Source organism: Hymenobacter pini (assembly GCF_020421205.1).
Classification (GTDB): Bacteria; Bacteroidota; Bacteroidia; order Cytophagales; family Hymenobacteraceae; genus Hymenobacter; species Hymenobacter pini.
Genome location: NZ_JAIZZH010000005.1, coordinates 86,005 through 110,351, shown reverse-complemented (window position 1 = coordinate 110,351; position 24,347 = coordinate 86,005). Strand labels below are relative to the sequence as shown.

General features: G+C 58.3%; 24 protein-coding genes and 1 tRNA gene. 12 read left to right on the top strand and 13 right to left on the bottom strand.

Features of this window, described 5'->3' with window-relative positions; all coding sequences use genetic code 11:
* Positions 1-41: 41 nt before the first annotated feature.
* Positions 42-833, top strand: a complete 792-nt coding sequence (locus LF252_RS18505) for a DUF3050 domain-containing protein (RefSeq protein ID WP_226271077.1) — start codon at positions 42-44, stop codon at positions 831-833.
* A 73-nt stretch (positions 834-906) separates the two neighbouring features.
* Entirely contained in the window at positions 907-1,251 is a 345-nt protein-coding gene (locus LF252_RS18500) for a hypothetical protein (protein ID WP_226271076.1), read from the top strand.
* 78 nt (positions 1,252-1,329) lie between these two features.
* On the opposite strand, the gene LF252_RS18495 is transcribed toward LF252_RS18500, so the two are convergent.
* Entirely contained in the window at positions 1,330-1,971 is a 642-nt protein-coding gene (locus LF252_RS18495; protein ID WP_226271075.1) for a hypothetical protein, read from the bottom strand.
* 260 nt (positions 1,972-2,231) lie between these two features.
* On the opposite strand from LF252_RS18495, the gene metG reads away from it, so the two are divergent.
* The gene (gene metG / locus LF252_RS18490) at positions 2,232-4,277 is read left to right on the top strand and encodes a methionine--tRNA ligase (protein ID WP_226271074.1); all 2,046 of its coding nucleotides are present in this window, start codon (positions 2,232-2,234) and stop codon (positions 4,275-4,277) included.
* 596 nt (positions 4,278-4,873) lie between these two features.
* Here metG and pth read toward each other — a convergent pair.
* From pth to LF252_RS18465, 5 genes are all read right to left on the bottom strand, one after another.
* On the bottom strand, positions 4,874-5,440 hold the full coding sequence (gene pth / locus LF252_RS18485; RefSeq protein WP_226271073.1) for an aminoacyl-tRNA hydrolase: 567 nt from the start codon (positions 5,438-5,440) through the stop codon (positions 4,874-4,876).
* An 89-nt stretch (positions 5,441-5,529) separates the two neighbouring features.
* Positions 5,530-6,102 carry a 50S ribosomal protein L25/general stress protein Ctc gene (locus LF252_RS18480; protein WP_226271072.1) on the bottom strand — a complete coding sequence of 191 codons (573 nt, stop codon included), beginning with the start codon at positions 6,100-6,102 and terminating at the stop codon, positions 5,530-5,532.
* Positions 6,103-6,230: 128 nt separating this feature from the next.
* Positions 6,231-7,292: a DUF6340 family protein gene (locus LF252_RS18475; RefSeq protein ID WP_226271071.1), complete on the bottom strand. Its 1,062-nt coding sequence runs from the start codon at positions 7,290-7,292 to the stop codon at positions 6,231-6,233.
* Positions 7,293-7,390: 98 nt separating this feature from the next.
* Positions 7,391-8,320, bottom strand: a complete 930-nt coding sequence (locus LF252_RS18470) for a ribose-phosphate pyrophosphokinase (RefSeq protein ID WP_226271070.1) — start codon at positions 8,318-8,320, stop codon at positions 7,391-7,393.
* Between the two features lie 183 nt (positions 8,321-8,503).
* Positions 8,504-8,576 (bottom strand) — tRNA-Gln (locus tag LF252_RS18465).
* A 267-nt stretch (positions 8,577-8,843) separates the two neighbouring features.
* Here LF252_RS18465 and atpD point away from each other — a divergent pair.
* The 3 genes from atpD (at position 8,844) to LF252_RS18450 (ending at position 12,009) form a co-directional block, all read left to right on the top strand.
* Complete coding sequence (gene atpD, locus LF252_RS18460) at positions 8,844-10,349, top strand: F0F1 ATP synthase subunit beta (protein ID WP_226271069.1); 1,506 nt, start codon at positions 8,844-8,846, stop codon at positions 10,347-10,349.
* A gap of 133 nt (positions 10,350-10,482) precedes the next feature.
* Positions 10,483-10,722, top strand: a complete 240-nt coding sequence (gene atpC / locus LF252_RS18455) for an ATP synthase F1 subunit epsilon (protein WP_226271068.1) — start codon at positions 10,483-10,485, stop codon at positions 10,720-10,722.
* A 159-nt stretch (positions 10,723-10,881) separates the two neighbouring features.
* A complete protein-coding gene (locus LF252_RS18450) occupies positions 10,882-12,009 on the top strand; it encodes a trans-sulfuration enzyme family protein (RefSeq protein WP_226271067.1) in 1,128 nt (375 codons plus the stop codon).
* 121 nt (positions 12,010-12,130) lie between these two features.
* Here LF252_RS18450 and LF252_RS18445 read toward each other — a convergent pair whose 3' ends face one another.
* The 3 genes from LF252_RS18445 to LF252_RS18435 form a co-directional block, all read right to left on the bottom strand.
* Positions 12,131-13,279, bottom strand: coding sequence for a DegT/DnrJ/EryC1/StrS family aminotransferase (locus LF252_RS18445; RefSeq protein ID WP_226271066.1), 1,149 nt, complete (start codon positions 13,277-13,279; stop codon positions 12,131-12,133).
* 81 nt (positions 13,280-13,360) lie between these two features.
* The gene (locus tag LF252_RS18440) at positions 13,361-14,035 is read right to left on the bottom strand and encodes a NeuD/PglB/VioB family sugar acetyltransferase (RefSeq protein WP_226271065.1); all 675 of its coding nucleotides are present in this window, start codon (positions 14,033-14,035) and stop codon (positions 13,361-13,363) included.
* Positions 14,036-14,044: 9 nt separating this feature from the next.
* Entirely contained in the window at positions 14,045-14,689 is a 645-nt protein-coding gene (locus tag LF252_RS18435) for a sugar transferase (RefSeq protein ID WP_226271064.1), read from the bottom strand.
* Positions 14,690-14,825: 136 nt separating this feature from the next.
* Here LF252_RS18435 and ispE point away from each other — a divergent pair, with 136 nt between their 5' ends.
* A complete protein-coding gene (gene ispE, locus LF252_RS18430; RefSeq protein WP_226271063.1) occupies positions 14,826-15,638 on the top strand; it encodes a 4-(cytidine 5'-diphospho)-2-C-methyl-D-erythritol kinase in 813 nt (270 codons plus the stop codon).
* Positions 15,639-15,679: 41 nt separating this feature from the next.
* On the opposite strand, the gene LF252_RS18425 is transcribed toward ispE, so the two are convergent.
* The 3 genes from LF252_RS18425 to tgt all read right to left on the bottom strand — a co-directional run bounded on the left by LF252_RS18425 (position 15,680) and on the right by tgt (position 19,054).
* On the bottom strand, positions 15,680-16,615 hold the full coding sequence (locus LF252_RS18425) for a DMT family transporter (RefSeq protein ID WP_226271062.1): 936 nt from the start codon (positions 16,613-16,615) through the stop codon (positions 15,680-15,682).
* Between the two features lie 128 nt (positions 16,616-16,743).
* Entirely contained in the window at positions 16,744-17,820 is a 1,077-nt protein-coding gene (locus LF252_RS18420; RefSeq protein ID WP_226271061.1) for an LptF/LptG family permease, read from the bottom strand.
* 103 nt (positions 17,821-17,923) lie between these two features.
* Complete coding sequence (tgt, locus tag LF252_RS18415; protein WP_226271060.1) at positions 17,924-19,054, bottom strand: tRNA guanosine(34) transglycosylase Tgt; 1,131 nt, start codon at positions 19,052-19,054, stop codon at positions 17,924-17,926.
* A 167-nt stretch (positions 19,055-19,221) separates the two neighbouring features.
* Here tgt and LF252_RS18410 point away from each other — a divergent pair, with 167 nt between their 5' ends.
* The 3 genes from LF252_RS18410 to rsmG all read left to right on the top strand — a co-directional run bounded on the left by LF252_RS18410 (position 19,222) and on the right by rsmG (position 21,743).
* Entirely contained in the window at positions 19,222-20,343 is a 1,122-nt protein-coding gene (locus tag LF252_RS18410) for a glycosyltransferase (RefSeq protein ID WP_226271059.1), read from the top strand.
* Positions 20,334-20,951 (top strand): RNA polymerase sigma factor, encoded by a 618-nt coding sequence (locus tag LF252_RS18405; RefSeq protein ID WP_125420219.1) that lies wholly within the window; start codon positions 20,334-20,336, stop codon positions 20,949-20,951. The genes LF252_RS18410 and LF252_RS18405 overlap by 10 nt, the downstream gene beginning before the upstream one ends.
* Positions 20,952-21,119: 168 nt before the next feature.
* Positions 21,120-21,743, top strand: a complete 624-nt coding sequence (gene rsmG, locus LF252_RS18400; protein WP_226271058.1) for a 16S rRNA (guanine(527)-N(7))-methyltransferase RsmG — start codon at positions 21,120-21,122, stop codon at positions 21,741-21,743.
* Positions 21,744-21,876: 133 nt separating this feature from the next.
* On the opposite strand, the gene LF252_RS18395 is transcribed toward rsmG, so the two are convergent.
* Positions 21,877-22,863, bottom strand: a complete 987-nt coding sequence (locus tag LF252_RS18395) for a YheT family hydrolase (protein ID WP_226271057.1) — start codon at positions 22,861-22,863, stop codon at positions 21,877-21,879.
* A gap of 273 nt (positions 22,864-23,136) precedes the next feature.
* Between LF252_RS18395 and LF252_RS18390 the strand changes: the two genes are divergently transcribed.
* Complete coding sequence (locus LF252_RS18390; protein ID WP_226271056.1) at positions 23,137-23,841, top strand: DUF4142 domain-containing protein; 705 nt, start codon at positions 23,137-23,139, stop codon at positions 23,839-23,841.
* 198 nt (positions 23,842-24,039) lie between these two features.
* Positions 24,040-24,297 carry a 30S ribosomal protein S20 gene (gene rpsT, locus LF252_RS18385; RefSeq protein WP_044013973.1) on the top strand — a complete coding sequence of 86 codons (258 nt, stop codon included), beginning with the start codon at positions 24,040-24,042 and terminating at the stop codon, positions 24,295-24,297.
* The last annotated feature ends 50 nt before the right edge of the window (positions 24,298-24,347 follow it).

Here is a 24,347-nt window from a genome sequence, read left to right as displayed (position 1 = left end):
CAGTGGAGCGCAAGCTCCGCTGTACCCTTACCCTTCGTTCTATGTCAACCCAAGTTCATTCTGATTCAATTGCTGAACTACAGCAGGCACTCGCCCCGGCCCGCCGGCACTTGATAGCCCACGGCGTGTACCAGTCGCTGAACTCTCTCCATGATTTGCGGGTGTTCATGCAGCACCACGTGTTTGCCGTGTGGGATTTTATGTCGCTGCTGAAAGCCCTGCAGCGGGAGCTTACCTGCGTGGAAGTGCCCTGGGTGCCGCGCGGCAACCCCGCCACCCGCCGCCTCATCAATGATATTGTGCTGGAAGAAGAAACCGACGTAGACCCCGAGGGCAACCCCACCAGCCACTTCGAGCTGTACCTGCGCGCTATGCGGGAGTGCGGCGCCGACACCGCCCCCGTAGAACGCCTGCTGGACGCGTTGGCGCAGGGAGCCAGCGTAGAGCAGGCTCTGGAAGCGGCCCAGGCCCCAGCCTCGGTGCGCGAGTTTGTACTGGATACCTTTCGTATCATCGGTTCTGGCCAGCCCCACGCCATTGCCGCCGCCTTCACCTTTGGCCGGGAGGATGTAATTCCGGATATGTTCCGCCACCTCGTGGCCGACCTTACTCAGCATTTCCCCGGCCAGCTCGATACGTTCAGCTACTACCTCAACCGCCACATTGAGCTGGATGAGGAAGCCCACGCCCCGCTGGCTCAGCAAATGGTGCGCGAGCTGTGCGGCCACGATGCCCGCCGCTGGCAGGAAGCCACCGCCATTGCCGAGCAGTGCATGCAGGCCCGCGTGAAGCTCTGGGACGGTATCCGGGCAGAGCTTCAAGCCGGAGAATAAGGTCAACTTCCCAGCCGTAAGTTCGTTAGCTACAGAAGCCGGCGCGAGGTGCGCCGGCTTCTTTGCTTTCGTTATGAACCTGTATCATCAACTTCGGGTAGGACTGCCGGCGCTGGCCCTACTGGCGGCCTGCACCGCCTCCGAAACCGTAGGGGAGGAAGCTGCCGTGCAGCGCCCACCTACCCGTATTGTTACCGACGCCGACCGGCAGGCGGCTTACAACAGCAACGCTGGCTACGGCGGCTCCGCGCCCGATGCCACGCCCGGCCGGGTGCCTATTCGGGAGCAGGCCAGCGGCATCAACTCCCGCAAACGTCCCGAAACCCTCAATACCAACGACAACAATACCACCACGCCCGAAACCCGCATGCGCCGCGTAAACGGCGCCCCCGCCGATACTCTGCGTCTGCCGCGCTAAGTCGGCTATTGTAAGCTGGAAAACACAACGCCCGACTTCCACAGAGAAATCGGGCGTTGGCATGTAAGCGGGAGTAGTTTATTGAGCAGCTTCCGACGCAGTATCGGGAGTTGATGTAGCAGCTGGCGCTGCTGACTTAGCAGTTGAGCGAGCCGGGGATTTAGCGGCCGGGCGGGCGGCTGGCTTAGCAGCCGTGCTGGCGGGTTTACCGGCTGGCTTGGTTGCTACCGGCCGGGCGGGGGCTTTAGCGGCGGGGCGGCTGGCAGAGCGGTTGCGGGCCGGGGCTTTGGCAGCAGTGGTGTCGTTGCTGGAGCTGCTAACAGAATTAGTTGATACGGAGTCAGTCGAAATGCTGTCAGAGGCGGCGGGAGTGCCGGCTTCGTGGCGGCCAACGATGGTGTGCAAAGCCTGCTCGAACAGGTGCTCCATGTCCGTATCCAAACGGCGGGTAGCGTCTTTTACCACTTCTTTCAGCTTGGCTTTGGTTTCCTGCCGGATGCGCTTCACCACTTCGTTGATGCGGCCATCCAGTTCCTTCTGCAGCTGCTTGGCGGCCGTTTTCAGGGCCTTCTTCTGACTGGATTTCTTGCTGGCTTTAGAGTCGTTGATGGCCGTTGTGGTCGACTGCGCGGCTTTGGCGGCTTTGCGTTGGGCTTTTTCGGCGGCGTTCTGCTGCTTACGGGCCTTTTTGTCCTGCTTTTCCTGGTCTGTGTTTTTCATGGCTTGAGAATTGGGAGGGGAGGTGTAAGCTTCTCTACGCAGAACTCCGCAGTAGGTGGGCGAAATATAGAAGGATTGCCAGATGAAATTTAGGTTAGCTATGTTATGATTTGCGGTGGTCTGGCTTCATTCCTCGAAACAACCAGCCCTCCGTAACCGGTTAAGGAATGGCCGGCAGCAGTATTCCTCTTTATTCCTTGTTCCTTTGCACTCCCGTTGCCGGTTCCGGCGGCGTTTACTCCGGTTTTTTGCCCGTTATTATGTCCTCTCTTCCCCAACGCTATACCGTAACGGCCGCGCTGCCCTACGCCAACGGCCCCGTACACATTGGCCACTTGGCCGGCGTATACCTGCCCGCCGACATTTACGTGCGTTACCTGCGCGCCCAGCAGCGCGACGTGAAATTCATCTGCGGCTCCGATGAGCACGGCGTGCCCATCACCATCCGGGCCCAGAAGGAAGGCGTTACGCCCCAGCAGGTGGTGGATAAGTACCACGCCATCATCCGCGACTCATTCCAGGAGTTCGGCGTGTCGTTTGATATTTACTCCCGCACTTCCTCCAAAACCCACGCCGAGGTAGCCAGCGGCTTCTTCCGCAAGCTCTACGACGAGGGCAAGTTCATCGAGCAGGTTTCGGAGCAGTACTATGATGAGAAGGCCGACCAGTTTCTGGCCGACCGTTACATCGTAGGCACCTGCCCCAACTGCGGCAACGAAAATGCCTACGGCGACCAGTGCGAGAAGTGCGGCACTTCGCTCAGCCCCACGGAGCTGATTAACCCCCGCTCCATGCTCTCGGGCAACCAGCCTGTGCTGCGCGAAACCAAGCACTGGTACCTGCCCCTGGACCAATACGAGCCCTGGCTGCGCGAGTGGATTGTGGAAGGCCACAAAAACGACTGGAAAACCAACGTGTACGGGCAGTGCAAATCGTGGATTGACCAGGGCCTGCACCCCCGCGCCGTAACCCGCGACCTAGACTGGGGCGTGCCCGTACCCGTAGCTGGGGCCGAAGGCAAGGTGCTCTACGTGTGGTTTGATGCGCCCATCGGCTACATCTCAGCCACCAAAGACCTACTGCCCGACACCTGGGAAACCTACTGGAAAGACCCCGAAACCAAGCTGGTGCACTTCATCGGTAAGGACAACATCGTGTTCCACTGCATCATCTTCCCCACGATGCTGAAGGCCCACGGCGACTACATCCTGCCCGACAACGTGCCCGCCAACGAGTTCCTGAACCTGGAAGGCGACAAAATCAGCACCTCGCGCAACTGGGCCGTGTGGCTGCACGAGTATCTGCAGGACTTTCCCGGCCAAGCCGACGTGCTGCGCTACGTGCTCTGCGCCAACGCCCCCGAAACCAAGGACAACGACTTCACCTGGAAAGACTTCCAGGCACGCAACAACAACGAGCTAGTGGCCAACCTCGGCAACTTCGTGAACCGGGCCGTGGTGCTCACCCACAAGTTTTTCGAAGGCAAAGTGCCGGCCGCCGTGGGCTTCACCACCGAGGATGAGGACGTGCTGCGCCAGCTACAGGAGTTTCCGGCCCGTATTGGCGAGCTGATTGACAACTACCGCTTCCGCGACGCTCTGAATGAGCTGATGAACCTCTCGCGCCTCGGCAACAAGTACCTGGCTGATCAGGAGCCTTGGAAGCTGATTAAAACCGACGAAGCCCGCACCGGCACCGTGCTGCACGTGTCGCTGCAGCTGGCCGCCGCCTTGGTAACGCTGCTGGAGCCCTTCCTGCCCGAAGCCGCCGCCCGTTTGGGCCGGATGCTGAACACTGAGAAAGGCACCTGGCCCCAGGCCGGCCGCCCCGATGCCCTGCCCGCCGGCCACCAGCTGGCTGAAGCCGCGCTGCTGTTCACCAAAATCGAGGATGCCACCGTGGAAGCTCAAGTGCAGAAGCTGCTCGACACCAAGAAAGCCAACGAGCTGGCCGCCGCCGTAGCCGCCCCCGCGAAAGAGGATGTGAGCTTCGAGCAGTTCCAGCAAATGGACCTGCGCATCGGCACCATCGTGGCCGCCGAGAAGGTAGCCAAAACCAAAAAGCTGCTCAAGCTCAGCGTAGACCTTGGTTTCGATGAGCCCCGCACCATCGTGTCGGGCATTGCCGAGCACTTCCTGCCCGAGGCCCTCATCGGCCAGCAGGTGCAGGTGCTGCTCAACCTCGCCCCCCGCGAAATCAAAGGCATCCAAAGCCAGGGCATGCTCCTGATGGCCGAAAACGCCGACGGCGTACTCAGCCTCATGCAGCCCAGCAGCCCCGTGCGGCCGGGTTCGGGTGTAGCTTAGGAAGCCTATCGTTGCGAGCGGAGCGAAGCAGTCCTTCCTCCGCAACGTGCCAAGCCTGGAGTAAACAGAAAGCCCCTTGCGGACCAATGCAAGGGGCTTTCTGTTTATAGATTAAAAAGGGTGTCAAATTCCAGCGGAGTAATGTCAGTTAAACTCCAATACAGCATTTTGAAATTTGATGTACTACCCTGTTTTAAATATGTCCGCGCTACACTTATTGGATCAACCTGTTTGCCTTCTCTGCTAGATAATATGGGAACGACGTAACTAGTGTAAAGAACTTTCCTTCTAATAGTCCAACCAGCAGGGCTGTTCTCGATAATGAACTTAGCCATAGCTAAACCGAAACAGCATATGAGTTTATCCTTCGTTTCCATGTCAATACTTCTCTTCCGGATATATTTCGTCAAGAGAGTATAGCCATTGGAGCAATCTTCGATGTGTTTAAACGGAGTCCCTATCCCGACAATTGTTGTCAATGGCTCCAAATAAAATGAGCTTTCGTTCAGAAAGTCCGGCATCTCTGAAGCGTAGTCCTCAACCCACTGCTTTTGAGCCATTCTGCAAATGCTTAATGAGTTGTAGTGCAAACCGTATTACTTTACATTCACTACGTTCATGGCCCGCTCCACACCCATCGTACCGAATGCCAGCACGGCTTCAGCGGCTTTCTCCAAACGGCCTTCTAAGTCGATTTGCTCGTCGGCGGAGAAGGGGCTGAGCACGTAGTCTACCTGTCGGCCCTTCGAGAAGCTGGAGTCGATGCCGAAGCGTAGGCGGGCGTACTCATCTGAGCCCAGGGTTTCCTGGATGTGCTTGAGGCCGTTCTGGCCGCCGGCCGAGCCTTTGGCTTTCAGTCGTAGCCTACCAAAAGGAAGGGCCAAGTCGTCAGTCACTACCACCATGTTTTCCTTGGGCAGCTTGAGCGCGCTCAGCCAGTGGGCCGCCGCTTTGCCGCTCAGGTTCATGTAGGTGGTGGGTTTCACCAGCACGTAGATGTGGCCCTTATGCTTGATTTCGGTAGTGAAGGCGTGGCGGCCCAGCTGCCAGGGCGCGGCCTCAAACTTGCGGGCCAGGTAGTCGCCCACCATAAAACCCACGTTGTGGCGGGTGTCGGCGTATTCCGGCCCGATGTTGCCCAGGCAGAGAACAAGAAATTTCATAAACGAAGGTAGAGGGCGGTAAACATAAAAAATCCTGCCCCGCCACCAGGCGAAGCAGGATTTCTATACGCTTCAACAGCGCGAAAAAACTATTTCTCAGCCTGCAACTGACCACGCAGACCACGCGGAATGGTCACGGTAGCAATGGGAGCCAGCGGGTTGGTGAGGATGGTGTAGCCTTGAGCTTCTACCTTGTTCACTTTGATCGACTTGCCCAGGCCCAGGTCCGAAATGTTTACTTCTACCGAATCGGGCAGGTTTTCGGGGGTAGCCTTCACTTTCAGCTTACGCAGCTTGCTAACCAGCTTGCCACCTTGCTGAACGCCGGGCGAGGTGCCCACGAAGCGTACGGGCACTTCCATTTTCACTTCTTTGCCTTCCTGCAGCTCCAGGAAGTCAACGTGCAGCAGCATTTCGTTCACGGGGTGGAACTGAGCGTCCTGCACGATGGCGCGACGGATGTCGCCTTCAATGTTCAGGTCTACAATGTGCACCTCGGGGGTGTACAGCAGCTCGCGGAACAGGATAGCCGGAACGGAGAAGTGAACTTGGTCTTCGCCACCGTACAGTACGCAAGGTACGTACGAGTCGAGGCGGAGCGCCTTAGCGTCCTTCTTACCGAGATTCGCTCTTTTAAACCCTACAATCTCGAGGCTTTTCATAAAAGTGTGCTTTTGAGGAATGAAACCGCTCACCCACAGCAGGCAAACGGGCCGCAAAGATAGGCAGGTTAGTCGGGAGATGAAAGCCGTAACCCAACAATTAGCCGGAGCCGCATCCCATTTCGAAATTAATTAGCGGCTCCCTCCATTTGCTGTTGCACCACTTGCTCGGCCTGCTGGCGGGCCTGTAGCTCCCGCAAATAGGCTACGGCGGCGCGGAGGTGGTAGTCGTAAGCCGCTTTACGGGCGTAGTCGATGGCACCGGGCAGGTCGCCGTTCATTTCCTGAGCTACGGCCAGGTTATAGAAGGCGCGGCCAGCTACGCGGGCGTCAGGGTTGCGGGCGGCCTGCTGCCACATGGTGGCGGCCTGGGTCCAGTCGGTGGCGGCTACGCGCTGCTGGGCTTGGCGCATAAAATCGTCTTTGCGGGCCCGGGTGTACAAGTCACGGGATACAGCCACGTAGGAGGGCGCAATGCGACGGGCATACTGGTCACCCACGCGCAATGACACTTGGCGCACGCACTCCCCGGGGGCCGGCAGCCCGGCCAAGGCGGCCTGGTAGGTAGCTCCTTCGCTGGTCCAGCTGAGGCGGTCCTCCTGCTTGGCTTGGTCGACAACCGTACCCTGGGGGCCGTAGGTGCGGAAACCGGTGACCACGCGCATGGCCATGTTCACCACGGTTACCTGCACTTTGCGGTCGGGCTTGTCCTTCTCCTTAATGGTGCGCTCCTCTTTCTTCTGCTCCAGCACCATATCCGAGTCGAACGCCTCCAGCACCACCAGCCCTTCAACCTGCGAGGTGCGGCACAGCTGCTGCACGTAGGCGGGGGCCAGCGGAGGCAGGAAAAACTCGCGGGTGCGGCCCTGCAGCTGCAGGTTAGCGGGCGTCACCCGGAAGCGGGGACTATTGCGTACCAACGACTCGCCCACGCTCATAATACAGGCTTCGGTGCCGGCCCGGTCCACCATGGGGCCTTCGCCGGTGAACACGCCTTCCAGCACATCAAAAAACTTGTCGCGGCGGCTATCCGGCAGCACGCGGCTGGCCGTAGCAATGTGCTGCATATCGGTGGGCATGCGCACGGCCGCCGGGGCCAGGGCCTGCATGTGTACCGTGGTAGTGCAACTGCTGGCAGCTAGCACAACACCGAAGCAGATAGTAATAGAGCGAAGTAAAGAGAGTTTCATAGCGGAGAAATAAAATGCGAAGAGAGGGAACCTTTTACAGCTCCCTCTCTTCAATACCGTGCCAAAGTACAGCACAAGCAGCACGCTTGCTGTGCTGCTTACACGAATAAAGAGCTAATGCTCTCGTGCGACACCACGTTGTGAATGGCCTGCGCAAACAGCGGAGCCAGCGAAATAACCTTGATTTTGGGGTTCTCTTGCTTCAGCGGAATGGTATCCGTAATTACCAACTCTTCCAGCACCGAGTTTTGAATCCGCTCGTGGGCCGGACCGCTCAGCACGCCATGAGTAATAACGGCCCGTACCGATTTAGCCCCACGCTCCATCAGTAGCTCAGCGGCTTTGCAGATAGTGCCGGCCGTATCCACGATGTCGTCCACCAGCACCACGTTCATGCCCGACACGTCGCCGATTACCTGCATGGAGGCAATTTCGTTGGCCCGCAGACGCATTTTGTCGCAGACTACAATTTCAGCCCCAAACTTCTTGGCGAAGGCCCGGGTGCGCACCACGCCGCCCACGTCGGGCGAGGCAAAGATGAGGTTGTCGAGGTTCAGACTCTTGATGTAAGGAGCCGTCACGGTAGAACCGTCGAGGTGGTCTACCGGAATATCGTAGAAGCCCTGAATCTGGCCGGCGTGCAGGTCGCAGGTCATCAGGCGGTCGGCGCCCACGCTCTGAATCATGTTGGCCACCACTTTGGCCCCGATGCTCACGCGCGGCTTGTCTTTACGGTCCTGGCGGGCGTAGCCCATGTAGGGCATCACCACATTCACCTTATAAGCCGAGGCCCGCTTGGCGGCGTCCACCATCAGGGCCAACTCCATCAGGTTTTCGGCCGGCGGGTTGGTGCTCTGAATCAGGAATACGGCGCAGCCCCGTACGCTTTCATTGAACGAGGGGCCCAGTTCCGTATCAGCAAAGCGTTGAATGCTCAGGTCGCCGAGCTGCATCCCGTAGGCGGCGGCAATTTGCTCGCCCAGTTCGTGCGAGGCGTTGCCCGCAAAAATTTTAACCTGCTGTGACATGAAAGGGGTGGAGTGAAAAAAGGAAAACAAAAAATGTCATCCCAGGCAGCGTGAGGAACTTAGGTTAGCCGCTACGGGGTAGCCCAGGTTCCTCGCGTTGCGCAGAATGACAAGTAGTGAAAAAGCGAAAGGCGCCGACTCTTCCGGAGGAGGAAGAATCAGCGCCTTTCGCGTTGTGTGAAGTTGTCCGACCAGGGCTCGAACCTGGACTTTCTTGAATCAAAATCAAGCGTGTTGCCGGTTACACCATCGGACAATTTCCCGCTCGGCTGCCGGTGTAAGCGTGCCGTTTGGTTCTGCAAATGTACGGCGGCTTTTGTTTTAGGCAAATTTCCGCGCAAAAATTTTTTTGAGAAAGAGGGCCCCGATTAGGGTAAAAGAGGCTTTTTAAGCTGATTTTCAGGGGTTCAGATGCGTAAAAAAAAGTTGATGCAGTGGGCCGGGGAGGGGCCTTGGCAATGCCGGGATTAAGCCGTACTTTTGCGACCTGAAACGTTGAACCCATCCCCTTATATAGAAAGAAATGGCGAATACCGGCAAAATCACCCAGGTTATCGGTCCCGTGGTGGACGTGAGCTTCGCGGGTGAAGGCTCTAAGCTTCCCAACATTCTCGACGCCCTCGAAGTCACGAAGGACAACGGCCAAAAAGTTCTGCTGGAGTGCCAGCAACACCTGGGCGAAGACCGTGTGCGCACCATTGCCATGGACTCGACCGAGGGCCTGACCCGCGGCGCTGAAGTTCGTGACCTGGGCTCGCCCATCACCATGCCCACCGGCGAAGGTGTACGTGGCCGTCTGTTTAACGTAATTGGCCACGCCATCGACGGCATCGACCAGCCCAAGAGCGACGGTGGCCTGCCGATTCACCGCTCGGCCCCGGCTTTCGAAGACCTCGCTACGTCGTCGGAAGTTCTGTTCACCGGTATTAAAGTAATCGACCTGCTCGAGCCCTACGTGAAGGGTGGTAAAATTGGTCTGTTCGGTGGTGCCGGTGTAGGCAAAACCGTACTCATCATGGAGCTGGTAAACAACATTGCTAAGGCCTACGGTGGTCTGTCGGTGTTTGCTGGTGTGGGTGAGCGTACCCGCGAAGGCAATGACCTGCTGCGCGAATTCCTGGAGTCGGACGTAATTAAATACGGCGAAGGCTTCAAGCACTCGATGGAAGAAGGCGGCTGGGACCTCACGAAAGTGGACGCCGAAGCCCTGAAAGACTCGAAAGCTACCCTCGTGTTTGGCCAGATGAACGAGCCTCCCGGAGCCCGTGCCCGCGTAGCCCTGTCGGGCCTCACGGTAGCCGAGAGCTTTCGCGACGGTGACGGCACCGGTGCCGGTCGTGACATCCTGTTCTTCATCGACAACATTTTCCGCTTCACCCAGGCTGGTTCGGAAGTATCGGCTCTGCTGGGCCGTATGCCGTCGGCCGTAGGGTACCAGCCCACGCTGGCTACCGAAATGGGTGCCATGCAGGAGCGTATCACCTCTACCAAGCGTGGTTCCATCACCTCGGTACAGGCCGTATATGTACCTGCCGATGACTTGACTGACCCGGCTCCGGCTACCACCTTCGCTCACTTGGACGCTACCACGGTACTGTCGCGTAAGATTGCCGAGCTGGGCATCTACCCCGCAGTAGACCCGCTGGACTCCACCTCGCGCATCCTGTCGGTAGAGGTACTGGGTGAGGAGCACTACGGTACCGCCCAGCGCGTGAAAGAGATTCTGCAGCGCTACAAAGAACTGCAGGACATCATCGCCATCCTGGGTATGGACGAACTCTCCGAGGAAGACAAGCTGACGGTAACCCGCGCCCGCCGCGTGCAGCGTTTCCTGTCGCAGCCCTTCCACGTGGCTGAGCAGTTCACCGGCCTGAAAGGCGTACTGGTTGACATCAAAGACACCATCAAAGGCTTCAATGAAATCATCGACGGCAAGTATGACCACCTGCCCGAGGCTGCTTTCAACCTGGTAGGCACCATTGAGGATGCCGTAGCCAAGGGCGAGAAGCTGATGGCGGAAGCGAAATAAGTTTCTGGTTGCTTGTTTCTAGTTTCTAGTTGTCATTCAACCGAATAGAAAATAATTGGGGTGTGGTTGCTGGTTGCCAGCTGTTTAAATAACAACTAGCAACCAGCAGCCAGAAACCAGAAACTCAAAAAATATGCATCTGGAAATCATCACCCCCGACCGTAAGGTGTTTGAAGGGGAGGTTACATCGGCCCAGTTTCCGGGTGTTGATGGCCTGTTTGAAGTGTTGAACAACCACGCCCCGCTGATTTCGGCCCTAAAGGCTGGTGAAGTGGTGCTGAACGGCGGTGCTACCCGTTTCGCCATCGAAGGCGGCGTGGTAGAAGTGCTGCGCAACAACGTAATTGTACTGGCAGAAGGCGCTGCGGCGTAATCTATCAGCAACAACCCAATAAAAGCCCCGCGTCTGAATGCTCAGACGCGGGGCTTTTTGCTTTGCTAGTACACGCAGTAGTAGCTTGCAGCTTCTACAAAAGGCTAGTGTTCTTGGCCTGTCGTACCACGCCGTAGCGGCTGCTTATTTACTACATCCATGCACATCCACCCCAAAATCACCCCCATTTACCAGACTTCGGTTTTCAAATTTGAAGACCTCAACGAACTGGAATTATACTTTGGGGAGCCAGGCAGCCGCTATATGTACTCGCGCAATGGCAACCCCAACTCCGATGAGCTGGCCGAGGCTGTAAACCGGTTGGAGGATGGAGCCGGAGCAGTAGCTACCGGCTCGGGTATGGCGGCCATTTTTGCGGCTATTCTTACGTATTGCACTGCCGGCGACCATGTGTTGTGCGCGGCAGATATCTACGGCGGCTCGGCGGCGCTGCTAAACCAAGAACTAAGCCGGTTGAGCATATCGGTAACGTACGTGCCCTTCAATGACCTGACCAGCAACCTGGTGGCGTACGCGCAGCCTCAGTCCCGGCTGCTGCTCTGCGAAACCATCAGCAACCCGCTGCTGCGCGTGGTTGACCTGCAAGCCGCCGCCGCCGCCGCCCACGCCCTGGGCCTGAAGCTGGTGGTGGATAATACGTTTGCCTCGCCGGTACTCACCAACCCTTTAGCCTTCGGGGCCGATTTGGTGATGCACAGCGTGACTAAGTACCTGGCTGGCCACTCCGATGTAACGGCCGGGGCTGTGGTAGCCCGCACGGAGGGAGATGCCGCCCGGCTCAAGCAAATCGGGACGTTGTTCGGCCTCACGCTGAGCCCCATGGAAAGCTGGCTGGCGGTGCGGGGGCTTAAAACCCTGCGTTTGCGCATGAACGCGCATTGCTATAATGCCCAAGCCGTGGCCGAACTGCTAACCCAGCACCCAGCCGTGGCAGAAGTATTTTATCCGGGGCTGCACACGCACGCGCAGCACGAGCTAGCCAGTGAGCAGGGCGCGGGCCGTTTCGGGGGTATGGTTTCGTTCCGGCTGGCTGATGATTCAGAGGAAGCCGTGAACCGGTTTATTCGCGCCAGTCAGCGCTTCCCGTTTGCGCCCTCCTTGGCCGGGGTAGACTCCTCGTTGTCGTACCCAGTAGGCACTTCGCACCGGGCCCTCACAGAAGAGCAGCGGCAAGAGCTTGGTATTACGGTCGGATTGGTGCGCCTGTCGGTGGGTATTGAGCCGGTAGCGGAACTACTCACGGACTTACAGCAGGCCCTTGGTTAACAAACAAAGCATTGAAAAACGGCTTCTGAACCTATTCAGAGTCCGTTTTCGCATATACTACCTTAGTTGACTTTTGTACTCTATAAACTACCTGCGAAACTTTTTATACTAATTTGGCTATTCAGGCCTGTTGAGTTGTAGCGGTGATAGAAGAGGCAACGCGCTGCAAATCAGCTTCCGACATAGCAGAACCCGAGGGCAGGCACAGACCCCGGGCAAACAACTTTGCGCATACCTCGCCGCCGTACACGGGAGCGTCGGCAAACAGTGGCTGCAGATGCAGGGGCTTCCAAAGCGGGCGGCTCTCAATGTTGCGGGTTTCCAGGTGCAGGCGCAGCTGCTCGGGCGTAATGGCCGTTTCCGCGGGGTTGAGCAGCAAACAGCTTAGCCACCGGTTGGAGCGCCCGGCCTCAGGTTCCTGGGGCCCAAGGGTAAGGCCGGAAATAGCGTGTAGATGCTCCTGGTACCAAGCGTAAATCTCCCGCCGCTTTTTTACCCGGTCTGCCAGCAGCTCCATCTGACCCCGCCCGATGCCAGCCAGCAGGTTACTCAGCCGGTAGTTGTAGCCCAACTCAGAGTGTTGGTAATAGGGGGCTGGGTCGCGGGCCTGGGTAGCCCAGAAGCGCACTTTCTCGGCCCAGTCCGGCCGGTTGGTTACCAAGGCTCCGCCGCCGCTGGTAGTCAGGATTTTGTTGCCGTTGAAAGAGAAAACGCCTACCTCGCCAAACGTGCCCAGCGGGCGGCCCTCGTAGCGGCTACCAAGGGCCTCGGCGGCATCTTCCAGCACGGGTACCTCAAACTCAGCAGCTACGGTCAGGATTTCGCGCAGGCGGCAAGGCATACCATAGAGGTGCACGATGATGAGGGCCTTGGGTCGGCGGTTCTGTCGCCGCAAATCTTCCAGTGCCTCCCGCAGCCGCTCGGGGCAGATATTCCAGGTTTCGGCCTCACTATCTACGAAAACCGGCCGGGCCCCCAGGTACAGAATAGGGTTAGCCGTAGCCACGAAGGTGAAAGACGGACACAGGACTTCATCCCCGGGACCCACGCCCAGCAGCCGCAGCCCCAAGTGAATGGCCGCCGTGCCCGACGACAACGCCACGCAGTGCCCGGCTCCGGTGAACTCGCAGATGTCTCGCTCGAACCCATCCAGGTTGGGGCCCACGGGGGCTACCCAGTTGTCTTCAATGGCCTTGTGCAGGTAATTCAACTCATGCCGGCCGAGGTGAGGAGGGGAGAGGTACAACCGGTCGTAATCCTGACTGCGCATGAAACGGGGTGAAAACAGGGTAAGCGGGTAGGCGGCAAGATGAGCAAAATGCGGCGGCCGTGGCAGAAAATCTGCGGAAAATTAAGCCGGGGAAAGAGGGCGGGCCGGCACGCCCACGGCAGTACACCCGGCTGGCAGGTCGCGCACTACCACGGCGCCAGCTCCTACTACCGTTCCGGCTCCCACTCGCACCTGATTGATAACCGTAGCGTTGGTGCCCAGATACACACCCGTTTCCAGGTGCGCTTCTCCGCCCACGTTGGCGTGAGGCATCAGGGAGCAGAAATCTTCCAGCACGGCATCGTGCCCGATGGTGCAGCCCAGGTTAAGCAGCACGTGTTGGCCCAGCGTAATGTCGCAAGTCAGGATGCAGCCCTGGCAGATAATGGAGCCCGCCCCGATGTGGATATGCTGATACCCGGCCAGTGCCACGCTGGGGTGTACCAACGTGGCAAATTGCAGGTGACTAGCTGTTAGCCGATTCACAATGGCCTGCCGGCTACGGCTGCTGCCCACGGCAACAATTACGTGCAAGGGCGCGGTAGTGGCGTTGAGGTCGGCCACGGTGCCTCGGTATGGTACGCCGTGGATGGTGGGCTGGGCCGGTGCCCGGTCATCGTAAAAACCGGTAACCTCCCAGATGGGCTGGTGCTCATTGAGTTGCCGAATCAGCAGCAGCACCTCCCGGCCCAGCCCACCGGCACCCACAATAGCCAGCGGACGAAGCGCATCGGACAACTCAGCAACAGAAGGCATACGGCGGAATTATAGAGAAGAGGGGGGAGGCGTGCCCCGGAAAGCCTCCATAGTGGCCTGGCCGGGAGCGGCAATATCGTGTGCCCCCAGCACCCGGCCTACGGTGCGCAGCAAAATTCGCAGGTCCAGCCCAAACGACAGGTTATCCACGTACCACACGTCTAACGCAAACTTCTGCTCCCAACTGATGGCGTTGCGCCCGTTGATTTGGGCCCAGCCGGTAATGCCGGGGCGTACCGCGTGGCGTCGGTTCTGCTCCGGGGAGTACAGCGGCAGATATTGCTCCAGCAACGGGCGGGGTCCTACCAGGCTGATGTCGCCGCGCAGCACGTTCCAGAGTTGCGGAAGCTCGTCGAGGCTGGTAGCGCGCACCCAGCGGCCCAGGCGAGTAAGGCGGTCTGCATCGGGCAGTAGCTGGCCCTGTGCGTCGCGCCGGCTGGTCATGGTTTGGAGCTTGTAGAAGGTGAACGGGTGCCCATGCAGCCCTGGTCGGGGCTGCCGGAACAGCCAGCCGCCCCCGTTCTGCCAGGCCAGCAGCGGAGCCAGTACCACCAGTACCGGCAGCGCCAGCAGCAGCGTTGGTGCGGCCACCAGCACATCCAGCAGGCGCTTACCCCGGCGGGCATACCAAGATGTAGGAGTGGCGGTGGGCATCGGGTGAAGCGGTAAACTTTAGGGCGCAAGCTACACGCTACGCGTTGTTTAGCAGGTGTACGAAACGATAATGACCCCGTTTACCGGCAAAAAAGGTGGGTAGCGTGTAGCTTGCGGCTTCTAGCCCCCGATTCGTATGCTCGTATTTCCCAACGCCAAGCTCAACCTGGGCCTGTATATCACCAGCCAGCGGCCCGACGGCTTCCGCAACCTCGAATCGGTGTTTGTGCCGCTGCCCTGGGCGGATGCGCTGGAAGCATTGCCCGCCGCCGAAACCACGCTGGCCCTCACCGGTATTCCCATCCCCGGCGAACCGAGCACTAATCTGTGTTTGCGGGCCTACGAGCTGCTACGCGCCGATTTCAACCTGCCGCCCGTGCAGCTGCATCTACACAAAGTGGTGCCCATCGGGGCCGGATTGGGCGGTGGCTCTGGCGACGCCGCTTTTGCCCTGCGGGCCCTCAACGACTTGTTCACGCTAACCCTAAGCGCAGAGCAGCTGGAAGGCTACGCCCGCCGCCTGGGCTCCGACTGCGCCTTTTTCATCCGGAATAAACCGGTGTTTGCCTACGAGCGGGGCGACGTATTCGAGGATATCACCCTCGGCCTGACTGGGGTAGCCTGCAAGGTTATTTACCCCGGCCTGCACATCAGCACGGCCGAGGCTTACAGCCGCGTGCAGCCCCGTACCCCCCGCCACGATTTGCGTGCGGCCATCAGCCAACCCCTGGAAACCTGGCGCGACACCATCAGCAACGACTTTGAGGATGCGCTAACTCCGCACTATCCGGTGCTGGGCGAAATCAAAGCGCAACTGTACGCGGCCGGGGCCATCTATGCCAGCTTGTCGGGTTCCGGCTCGGCGGTATATGGACTGTTCCCGGGGCAGGAAGCCCCACCAAAACTAGAACTGCCGCCGCATTACCAAGTGTGGGACGGCCGACTCTAAAAAAGATAGCCCAAAGCACAGCTTTGGGCTATCTTTTTTCTTTATCCAACCAGTACATCGGCCGCCTCAGCTTTGCGCTGGCGGCGCTGGTTCCACTGGTCGAGTAAGGGGTGAATGAGTACGCTGGATAGAATAACCACGGTGCCCAGGTAAAAGCCCGTGGAGAGTTTTTCCTGCCCGAAACCGGGAATGCGCAACGTATACATCAGCACGGCCAGCACAATGCCGTATACGGGCTCTAGGTTGATGGTCAGGTTCACCACGAAGGCCGAAATGCGCTTCATGAGCTCTACGGAGGTGCTGAAGGCGTACACCGTGCACACGCCGGCCAACAGCAGCAGCCACAGCCAGTCGTAGCCGCTCAGGGCCAGCTGCACACCACGGCCTTCAGTGAAATACTGGTCGTAAATGGGCAGAAACAGCACAATGCTCAGGCAGGCGCCGGCCATTTCGTACAGCGTCACCTGGAATGGGGTGTGGCGCTTCACCAGCTTGGAGTTGAACACGCTAAACAGCGCCGACAGCCCCGCCGACACAATAGCCACCAGAAGCCCCGCCAACTGGTCCAGCTCCGCCTGCGACACCAGGTACAGCCCCACCATCGTCAGCAGGCCCAGGCCCACCTCGTAAAGTCGCACCCGCCGCCACAGCACCAGCGGCTCCAGCAGCGACGTCCACAGCGCCAGCGTGGCCAGCCCCGCCAAACACACACTCACCGACGACAGCCGGGCGGCCAGAAAAAAGGTAATCCAGTGGGCAGCCACCAGCACGCCCACGCCCAGCAGCTTGGCCGCCTCACCCACCGTTACGCGCCAGGGTTGCCGCCGCACCGCCAGCAACACCGCTAGGCCTGTAGCGGCCAGCAACGTACGCCAGAACACCAGCTCCACCGGCGGCACCGATATCAGCTTGCCCAAAATAGCCGTGAAGCCCCAGAGCAGTACAATGAAATGTAAACGCAGGTAGTCTTTGAGCACGGAAGAAGTAATGTGTTGAATGTGGGAAATGTGCTGAATGTGGAAGTAAGTGGAGCGTAGAAACGTGGGGTTACTAACTGACTAGCCCAAGCACATTATTCACGTTTATCCACATTTCCATCACATTCCTACTGTGGTACCACGCGGTAGAGCACGGCCCCGATAATGGTGAAGATGATACTGGGAATCCAGGCGGCCAGCAGGGGCGAGAGGGTGCCCACGGCGGCCAGGTTGCGGCTCAGAATCACGAAAATGATGAACACGAAGGCCAGCACGAAGCCCAGCGCAATTTGCCCGCCCACGCCCGCCCGGCTCTTGCGGGCACTCATAATCACGCCAATTACCGTGAGAATGAACATGGCGTAGGGGTAGGCGTACCGCTCGTATTTCTCGCTCAGGTATACCTGCGTATCATCGGAGCCGCGGGCTATTTTCTGGTTGATGAAGTTGTTGAGCTCGGGCAGCGTCAGGGTTTCGGCCAAGCGGTAAGTGCTGGCGAAGTCCTTAGGAAAGAGGTTGAGCACCGTGTCGCGGGCGGGCATGGTTTGCAGCGTCTCCTTCTCGCCCCGGAACGTGCGGATGAGCTGGGGCGTGAGGTGCCAGGCTCGTTTGGTAGAGTCCCAGGTAATGGCCTCGGCCGTCATGCGGCGCTTCAGCAGTTGCCCATCAATAGTTTCCAACGCAAACTTGTAGCCCACGTTATTCACGTTGTCGTAGCTCTCCATGAAGGCGTAGCTCTGGGGGCCGATTTTGATGTGCACGTTGCGCCCGCTAAACCGGTAGGGGTTCTTGATGTAGGCCTTCTCGAAGCGCACCCGGGTTTTATTGGCAATAGGAATCAGCCAGCCCGTCATGCCCATCGTCATAGCCCCCAGAATGGCGCTGCCCATGATGTAGGGCAGCAGAAACCGCTTAAAGCTGATGCCCGAGGCCAGAATGGCCACAATTTCGGTGCGCGCCGCCAGCTGGGCCGTCACAAATACCACCGCAATGAACACGGTGATGGGGGAGAGCAGGTTAGCGAAGTACGGAAACAGGTTCACGTAGTACTCCGACAGAATCTGCCACGCGCCCAGGTTGTGCTGCAGAAAGTCGTCGTTCTTCTCCGTGAAGTCAATCACGCAGATAACCGACACCAGCATCACCACCGCGAAGAAAAACGCAGTGAGAAACTTCTTAATGATGTATTTATCGAGCAGCTTCATCAAAAGTTACTGGTTTCTGGTTTCTGGTTTCTAGTTGTTGATTGTCATGCTACAGGTCTGTTGAACGGTAACTAGAAACCAGCAACTAGCAACGAGAAACTCCTTATAACCTTGTCATCACCTGCTTCACCATCCGGTCTTTCCACTCGCGGAAGGTGCCGGCCAGGATTTGCTGGCGGGCCTGCTTCACCAGCCACAGGTAGAAGGTGAGGTTGTGAATGGAAGCAATTTGCGGGCCCAGCATTTCCTTGCTGTGGAACAGGTGGCGCACATAGCTGCGCGAGTAGAAGGTGCTCACGTAGCCGCCCAACTCCTCGTCAATTGGCGCGAAATCGTCGGCCCACTTCTTGTTGGCAATGTTCATGATACCCTGGGTGGTGAACAGCATGCCGTTGCGGGCGTTGCGGGTGGGCATCACGCAGTCGAACATATCCACGCCCAGCGCAATGTTTTCGAGGATGTTGGCCGGCGTGCCCACGCCCATCAGGTAGCGGGGCTTATCCTTGGGCAGGATGCCGCACACCAGATCGGTCATTTCGTACATCATTTCCGCCGGCTCGCCCACGCTCAGCCCGCCAATGGCGTTGCCCTCGCGCTGCTGCTCGGCAATAAACTCCGCCGACTTCACCCGCAAATCCTTGAAGGTGGAGCCCTGCACAATCGGGAACAGCGTCTGGCGGTAGCCGTAGTGGCCCTCGGTGCTGTCGAAGCGAGCAATGCAGCGCTTCAGCCAGCGGTGCGTCATGTCCAGGGAGCGGGCGGCGTAGCTGTACTCGCAGGGCCAGGGCGTGCACTCGTCGAAGGCCATCATAATATCGGCCCCGATGGTGCGCTGAATGTCCATTACGCCCTCCGGCGAGAACAGGTGCTGTGAGCCATCAATATGGGAGCGAAACTTCACGCCCTCCTCCTTGATTTTGCGCGTCCCACTCAGCGAGTACACCTGGTACCCACCCGAGTCGGTGAGGATGGGTCGGTCCCAGCCGTTGAATTTGTGCAGGCCACCGGCTTTCTGCAGCACCTCCAGGCCAGGGCGCAGGTACAGATGGTAGGTATTGCCGAGAATAATCTGGGCGTTGATATCGTCTTTCAGGTCGCGCTGCTGCACGGCTTTCACGGTGCCGGCCGTGCCCACGGGCATAAAAATGGGCGTTTCAATGGCGCCGTGGTCGGTGTGCACCACGCCGGCGCGGGCGTTGCTGTGCGGGTCGTTGGCTACGAGGTCGAAGGTCATTCTGGGAAGTCGGTTGCCAGTTGCCGGTTGCGGGTGGTGAGTCGTCAAGGGTTCTGTGGAAGAACAGCCTGACAACCGGTAACGGGCAACGGGCATCTGATACAAGTACAAAGGTACTCGCCCCACCCCGAATGCCTACTTTTGCGCTCCGAAACACCCGCGCTACCTTGACTTTTCATCTTTCGCCCGCCCTGTGGGTGCTGCTGGCCGCTGTGCTGGTGCAGCTCACGTACGCGGCCTATTATTTTTTGCCCTTCGCCCGCCGGCCCCCGGAGCCCACCACCGGCCCCGACGAGGAGCCCGTGTCGGTGCTGGTGTGTGCCCACAACGAGCTGGACAACCTGCGCCGCCTGCTCCCCCTGATTCTGCAGCAGGACTACCCCGCCGGCTTCGAGCTGATAGTCATCGACGACCGGTCCGGCGACGACACGTTCCTGTATGTGCAGCAGCTCACGCAGTATTACCCACACGTACGGCTGGTTACCATCACGCGCACCCCTGACGGCTTAGCGCCAAAAAAATATGCCCTCACGCTGGGCATCAAAACCGCCCGCAACCCGCGCTTGTTGTTCACGGATGCCGACTGTATCCCGGCCACTAATCAGTGGCTCAGATACATGCAGCGCGGCTTCCATCGGCCCGCCGATATGGTGCTGGGGTATTCGGCTTACGCCGAAGAATCCGGTTTTTTGAATAAATTAATCCGGTTTGAAACCTTGCTGACGGGGGCACAGTATTTGTCCTTCGCGTGGCGAGGCCAGCCTTACATGGGAGTAGGGCGCAACCTGGGGTACACCCGGCAGGTCTTTCAGCTAACCAAAGGATTTGCTTCTCACATCCGTAGCCTCTCCGGCGACGACGACCTGCTGGTGCAGGACGCCACGCAGCGCGGAGCCCGGGTAGCGGTGGTAGCCGAGCCGGGGGCACACACCCTCAGCGAACCGGCCACTACGTGGGCAGCCTGGTGGCGGCAGAAACGCCGGCATCTGTCGGCCGGCCGGACCTACCGCCTCGCCGATAGGTTGCGGATTGGGACCTTTATTGGGGCCAATCTGGTTTTTTACGGTGTGGCAATCGGCCTGCTGTTTTCCCGCCCCGATTGGGTACCTTTGGCTACGGTGTTGCTCGTGCGCACCGGCGCTATGCTGGCCGTGTATTATCAACTCGGCCGTCGGCTCGATGACCAGTTGCCGCCCCTGTGGCTGCCGGTGCTCGACGCTGTGTATTTTTTTTATTATCTCGCTCTGGGAATCTCGCTGTTCCTCTACCGTACGCTCCGATGGAAGTAAACAATCAGGAAAAACAGTTCTCTGCCAAAGCCAAGCACGATTTCAAGTTGATTCGGGCTGCTGTGGAAAAGAACGACGGCAAGGCCTACGCCGAGCTGATGCAGATCTACAAGAAACCGGTGTATCACGTGGTGCTGAAGATGGTGCGCAACCCCGACGACGCCGAGGACCTCACCATTGAAGCCTTCGCCAAGGCCTTCCGGAACCTGCACAAGTTCAACCCGGAGTTTGCCTTCAGCACCTGGTTGTTCCGCATCGCCACCAACAACTGCATCGACTTTATTCGCAAGAATAAAATCAAGACGATGTCCATTGACTCGGCCATCAAGATTGATAACGGCGACGAAATCACCATCGACTTCCGGGACCAGAACCTGAACCCGCAGGAGTCGGCCATCAAAAATCAGAAAATCGAAATCATGCAGCACGTGGTATCCCGGCTGCCCGATAAGTACCAGCGCCTCGTTACGCTGCGCTACTTTGATGAGCTGAGCTATGAGGAAATTGCCCAGGAGCTGAAAGCCCCCCTCGGCACCGTAAAGGCCCAGCTGCACCGCGCCCGTGAGCTGCTCTATGACATGGTGAAAAACAAGAAAGAAATTATCTAGTGAAAAAGCCCCGCCGCAAGTCGGGGCTTTTTTTGTGCCCGGTAGCGCGCAGCTCCGCTTCGCACACGAGCGAAGCGAGTAACAAGCGTCTGGGTCTTCTGCGCAGGAACTCGCTCCGCTCGTGCGCGAAGCGGAGCTGCGCGCTACTGTGTGTACCTTTGCCCCACGATGAGCATTATCACCCACTACTTCCCGCACCTCACCGACCACCAGCAGCAGCTGTTTCAGCAGCTCGAAACCGAATTTCGGGGCTGGAATGAGCGTCTGAATCTGGTAGCCCGCACCGACGTGGACAACCTGGAAGAGCGCCATTTTCTGCACTCCCTGGGTATTGCTAAAGTAGTGGGGTTTGCGCCTGGCTCCTCGGTATTGGATGTGGGTACGGGTGGCGGCTTACCGGGCCTGCCGCTGGCCATTATGTTCCCCGAAGTGAAGTTTCACCTTGTGGATAGCATCGGTAAGAAGATTCATGCCGTGCAGGAAATGGCCCATGCCCTGCAGCTTACCAACCTCACTGCCGAGCAAACCCGCGCCGAGCAGCTGCGCCCCAAGTACGATTATATCGTGAGCCGTGCCGTGGCCCGCCTGGCCACCTTCCATACCTGGATAGCCCACCGCTACAAGCCCCGCTACGAAGCCGCACCCAACAGCGGCCTCTACTACCTCAAAGGTGGCGACCTAACCGAAGAAATTCAGGAATCAGGCCTGAAGGCGGAGTTGGTTGATCTAAAGGATTTCTTCCAAGAAGAGTTCTTCGACACCAAGAAAGTGGTTGTAGTTCGCAATAACTAGCTGCCACTGTAAGCCGGTACAGAAAAAGCCCCTGATGCTACTACTAAGCATCAGGGGCTTTTGTATGGGTCAGTATTTCGCGTTCGGAGAAGCAAGAATTGCTTCGGCTTTGCCTTGCAATGACAGACGGTTGCTAGCCCGGCACCTCAGCCGTCAGGAACTCTACGGCCCGCCGCTCGGAGTAATATGGGCCGTCCGGCGCACCTTCCCCAAAACCCACGTGCCCGCCATCAGTGGGCGTTTCCAGGAATACGTAGGGGCTTTGGACCGCCACGTCTCGGGGAAAGCAGGAGGGAGGCAAAAATGGGTCGTTCTGAGCATTGACCAGCAGCGTGGGGATGCGGATGCCACTGAGGTAGCGGCCGGAGCTGGCGTGCTCGTAGTACTCATCCGCCGATTTGAAGCCGTGCATGGGGGCCGTAAACCGGTCGTCGAATTGCGGAAAATCCTGCAATTCATCCAAGTTAGTTAAGTCAACCTGGCCGGGTAGCAAGGCTGCCTTCTGCCGCATCTTTTCCCGCAACGTTTTCATGAAGCGGTTGAGGTAGATACGGTTTTCCAGCCGGGCAATGTGGTGGGAGCTGGATTTGAGGTCGGTAGGCACTGAAAATACAGCGGCCCGCTGCACCTCTTTCGGTACCCGGCCGGGGTTTTCCCCCAAGTACTTCAGCGTCACATTGCCGCCCGCCGAAAACCCGGTCAGGAATACCCGGCGGTAGCGGGCAGTGCCCAATGCGTACCGAATCACAAAGTCTAGGTCGTCGGTGTCGCCGAGGTGGTAGGAGCGAAGCAGACGGTTCATTTCTCCGCTGCAGCTGCGGTAGTTCCAGGCCAGCGCATCCAGGCCCGCATGGTTGAGCGCCCGCACCATACCCCGCACGTAGGGCCGCCCGGCGTCGCCCTCCAACCCGTGCGACACGATGCCCAGCGTATCCGTCGCCTGCCCATCGGGTCGCCGCGACCAATCCAGGTCCAGAAAGTCGCCATCTTCGGTTTCCACCCGCTCACGCTGGTAATGGACATCGGGCACGGAGCGCCACAGGCTGGGTACAATGGTTTGTAAATGGCCGTTGAACAGGTAAAACGGCGCGTGGTAAGGGGAGGTGGCAACGAGCGGCATGGCAGTGTGCGGTTGGGAGAAACAACCCGGGCAATGACTTACGAAATATACGCAATGAACAAGTATGCATGCATACTTAGTGTCCTGGTTTTTACAACAACCATTGAGTGCGGGTTATGATCAGCTAGAAGACTAAAAGTGGTGAAGTTTGAGTTTTTTATTGCTGAGGTTCAGGGTTTTGCAAGTGGTTGAGCTTCGATAAAATTCTGAAAAATATGCATACCTCCCGGGGCGGTATGCGTACCAATAAGCTCCGACCAACTCTTTCTTGCTATGAAAACAACACAAGCCATTTCCCAACTGCTGCTTTGCGGTGCGCTGATAATCAGCGCGGCCTGCACCACTACCAACTCCGGTACTGCCGCCGATGCCGCTACCACTCCAAACAGCAGCGCCATGTCAACCCGCTCCGGTACCGACATGAACCCAACCCCCGCCCCCGATGCCAATTCTGGCGTGAGTGCCACGGGCGCAGCTACCTCGCCAGCGGGTACGGCCACAGCCGGCAACTCCGCCGATATGACAGCCTATACCGCCTCATTTGCCACCATGCAGGACCCGGCGTTTTTGATGAACGTGGCCAGCAGCAACATGCTGGAAATTCAGTTGGGGCAGATGGCCGCCCAAAAAGCCAGCAACGCCGAAGTGAAGCAGTACGGCCAGATGATGGTAACGCATCATACCAAGGCCACCCAGGACTGGAAAGCTGTGGCGACGCCGCTAGGCGTGCAAATGCCCACGGCCCTGATGCCAGTACACCAGGCCATGGCCGATAAGCTGATGAACAAATCGGGCAAAGACTTCGATGAGGACTATATGGACGCTATGGAAACGGCGCACAAGATGGATATTGCCATGTTTGAAGTGAAGAGCAAAGCTGCCAGCTCGCCCGCTGTGCAAACTTTTGCTACTAATACGCTGCCTATGCTTCGCTCGCACGAGAAAATGGCCAACGACATTGAGAAGAAGGTAGATTAAGAGCTTTCCTGCCCGTGGAAAGCTAGTATGCCAGTCGCCCCGGGTTCAGTTGAGCCCGGGGCGTTATGCTTTTAAGCGTTGGGTATATGCTTGGTTGTCCAGCGTCGTTTTGCTGGAGTGTTTGCTATTTCCAATCAAACGCTTACCTTTGCACTCCCCAATTGAACTGAATTCGAGCAGAAGACCTTTTTTAACCCCATGGCAAATCACAAGTCGGCCCTGAAGCGCATCCGCTCCAACGAAGCGAAGCGCGTGCTGAACCGTTACCAGGCTAAATCTACCCGCACCGCCGTTAAGAAACTGCGTGCTACCACCGACGCTTCGGCCGCTCAGGAGCTGCTGAAGAAAGTATCGTCGATGCTGGACCGTCTGGCTAAAAAGAATATCATTCACAAGAACAAAGCCGCTAACAACAAGTCGAAGCTGGCTAAGTTCGTGAAGTCGCTGGCTGCCTAAGCAGTCAATCGGCTTTCTGCTCTTGTCGATAGAGGCCCTGTGCGTAAGCG

What these genes read in the sequence shown, in the direction of transcription:
- LF252_RS18505 (WP_226271077.1), top strand. Translation starts at nt 42, where the DNA reads ATGTCAACCCAAGTTCATTCTGATTCAATTGCTGAACTACAGCAGGCA.
- LF252_RS18500 (WP_226271076.1), top strand. Translation starts at nt 907, where the DNA reads ATGAACCTGTATCATCAACTTCGGGTAGGACTGCCGGCGCTGGCCCTA.
- LF252_RS18495 (WP_226271075.1), bottom strand. Translation starts at nt 1,971, where the DNA reads ATGAAAAACACAGACCAGGAAAAGCAGGACAAAAAGGCCCGTAAGCAG.
- metG (WP_226271074.1), top strand. Translation starts at nt 2,232, where the DNA reads ATGTCCTCTCTTCCCCAACGCTATACCGTAACGGCCGCGCTGCCCTAC.
- pth (WP_226271073.1), bottom strand. Translation starts at nt 5,440, where the DNA reads ATGAAATTTCTTGTTCTCTGCCTGGGCAACATCGGGCCGGAATACGCC.
- LF252_RS18480 (WP_226271072.1), bottom strand. Translation starts at nt 6,102, where the DNA reads ATGAAAAGCCTCGAGATTGTAGGGTTTAAAAGAGCGAATCTCGGTAAG.
- LF252_RS18475 (WP_226271071.1), bottom strand. Translation starts at nt 7,292, where the DNA reads ATGAAACTCTCTTTACTTCGCTCTATTACTATCTGCTTCGGTGTTGTG.
- LF252_RS18470 (WP_226271070.1), bottom strand. Translation starts at nt 8,320, where the DNA reads ATGTCACAGCAGGTTAAAATTTTTGCGGGCAACGCCTCGCACGAACTG.
- atpD (WP_226271069.1), top strand. Translation starts at nt 8,844, where the DNA reads ATGGCGAATACCGGCAAAATCACCCAGGTTATCGGTCCCGTGGTGGAC.
- atpC (WP_226271068.1), top strand. Translation starts at nt 10,483, where the DNA reads ATGCATCTGGAAATCATCACCCCCGACCGTAAGGTGTTTGAAGGGGAG.
- LF252_RS18450 (WP_226271067.1), top strand. Translation starts at nt 10,882, where the DNA reads ATGCACATCCACCCCAAAATCACCCCCATTTACCAGACTTCGGTTTTC.
- LF252_RS18445 (WP_226271066.1), bottom strand. Translation starts at nt 13,279, where the DNA reads ATGCGCAGTCAGGATTACGACCGGTTGTACCTCTCCCCTCCTCACCTC.
- LF252_RS18440 (WP_226271065.1), bottom strand. Translation starts at nt 14,035, where the DNA reads ATGCCTTCTGTTGCTGAGTTGTCCGATGCGCTTCGTCCGCTGGCTATT.
- LF252_RS18435 (WP_226271064.1), bottom strand. Translation starts at nt 14,689, where the DNA reads ATGCCCACCGCCACTCCTACATCTTGGTATGCCCGCCGGGGTAAGCGC.
- ispE (WP_226271063.1), top strand. Translation starts at nt 14,826, where the DNA reads ATGCTCGTATTTCCCAACGCCAAGCTCAACCTGGGCCTGTATATCACC.
- LF252_RS18420 (WP_226271061.1), bottom strand. Translation starts at nt 17,820, where the DNA reads ATGAAGCTGCTCGATAAATACATCATTAAGAAGTTTCTCACTGCGTTT.
- tgt (WP_226271060.1), bottom strand. Translation starts at nt 19,054, where the DNA reads ATGACCTTCGACCTCGTAGCCAACGACCCGCACAGCAACGCCCGCGCC.
- LF252_RS18405 (WP_125420219.1), top strand. Translation starts at nt 20,334, where the DNA reads ATGGAAGTAAACAATCAGGAAAAACAGTTCTCTGCCAAAGCCAAGCAC.
- rsmG (WP_226271058.1), top strand. Translation starts at nt 21,120, where the DNA reads ATGAGCATTATCACCCACTACTTCCCGCACCTCACCGACCACCAGCAG.
- LF252_RS18395 (WP_226271057.1), bottom strand. Translation starts at nt 22,863, where the DNA reads ATGCCGCTCGTTGCCACCTCCCCTTACCACGCGCCGTTTTACCTGTTC.
- LF252_RS18390 (WP_226271056.1), top strand. Translation starts at nt 23,137, where the DNA reads ATGAAAACAACACAAGCCATTTCCCAACTGCTGCTTTGCGGTGCGCTG.
- rpsT (WP_044013973.1), top strand. Translation starts at nt 24,040, where the DNA reads ATGGCAAATCACAAGTCGGCCCTGAAGCGCATCCGCTCCAACGAAGCG.